The organism is Thioclava pacifica DSM 10166 (assembly GCF_000714535.1).
Taxonomy (GTDB): domain Bacteria; phylum Pseudomonadota; class Alphaproteobacteria; order Rhodobacterales; family Rhodobacteraceae; genus Thioclava; species Thioclava pacifica.
Map to the genome: position 1 here is coordinate 1 of NZ_AUND01000028.1, position 1,231 is coordinate 1,231.

Below are 1,231 nucleotides of genomic sequence, written 5' to 3' on the forward strand. Positions count from 1 at the left end.
CCACGATACACGGGGCTATTCAGATCTTCGCGGCTCAAGGTGAGTTGGAGCGCGAGCAGAACAGACGGCAAGTGGTCCAGAAGATGAAAGCACGGGTCGAGAAAGGCTATTCCGTCTTTCATCCGCCTGTGCGCTACCGCTACGCCAAGGATCGCGTCCACGGCAAGTTGCTCGTTCGTGACGAGCCTGTTGCGTCGATCATTGCCGAGGCACTGCAAGGCTATGCTGACGGGCGTTTTGCATCCCAAAGCGAAGTGATGCGCTTTTTCGAATCCAAGCCCGATTTTCCGAAGTCATCCAAGGATGGCAGCGTTCGCATCACGAAGGTCAGGGAAATCCTCGAACGTCCGACGTATGCAGGATATGTCGAGGCTCCCAATTGGGGCGTCAGCCTGCGCAAAGGGCATCATGAACCCCTCATTAGCTTCGCCACGCATGAGCGCATCCAGGAGCGCCTCAAAGGCAACGCCAACGCTCCTGCGCGCAAGGATATCAACAAGGACTTCCCGCTACGCGGATTTGTGCTGTGTGACGATTGCGGGGAGCCTATGACGTCCTGCTGGTCGAAGGGACGCAATAAGCCCTACGCCTACTACCTCTGCGACACACGCGATTGCGTATCCAAGCGCAAATCTATCCCGCGTGCCAAAATCGAAGACGGGGCGGAAGCGATTCTTCGGTCCTTGCAACCCGCCCAGCAGCTCTTCGAGTTGGTCAGGGCGATGTTCATCGACGTTTGGGAAATGCGTCTCTCTGAGGCGCGCAGCGCCAAGACGACGCTAGACTCCCAGATCAAGGATATCGAGGGCCAAACCGAGGCGCTCATGGATCGGATCGTCGAAGCGACTAGCCCGTCCGTCATACAGGCGTATGAGGCACGGATCGAAAAGTTGGAGCGGCAGAAAATCAGGCTGGCTGAACAAGCGGCGCAAATCGTGCCGCCGAAAGGACGCCTGGACGAATTTATCGAACACGCCCTGACTTTTCTGGGAAGCCCTTGGATTCTCTACGAAAAAGGCGGATTCTCTATCAAGAGAACTGTGCTGAAATTGGCTTTCGCAGAGCCTCTGCGGTACAGCCGTGATGGAGGTTATCGAACCGCTAAAATCACCTTTCCGTTCAAGGTGTTAGTGGATTTTTCAACACAAAAGTGCGGTTTGGTGGAGCCTAGGGGGATCGAACCCCTGACCTCGTCATTGCGAACGACGCGCTCTCCCAGCTGAGCTAAGGC

1 protein-coding gene is annotated in these 1,231 nt (G+C 56.1%); it reads left to right on the plus strand.

Going from position 1 to position 1,231, the window contains the following annotated elements; translation table 11 throughout:
* Nucleotides 1-1,223, plus strand: a 1,223-nt coding sequence (locus TP2_RS18550) for a recombinase zinc beta ribbon domain-containing protein (protein ID WP_157617121.1), incomplete at its 5' end; no start/stop codon positions are given.
* Nucleotides 1,224-1,231 lie beyond the last annotated feature (8 nt).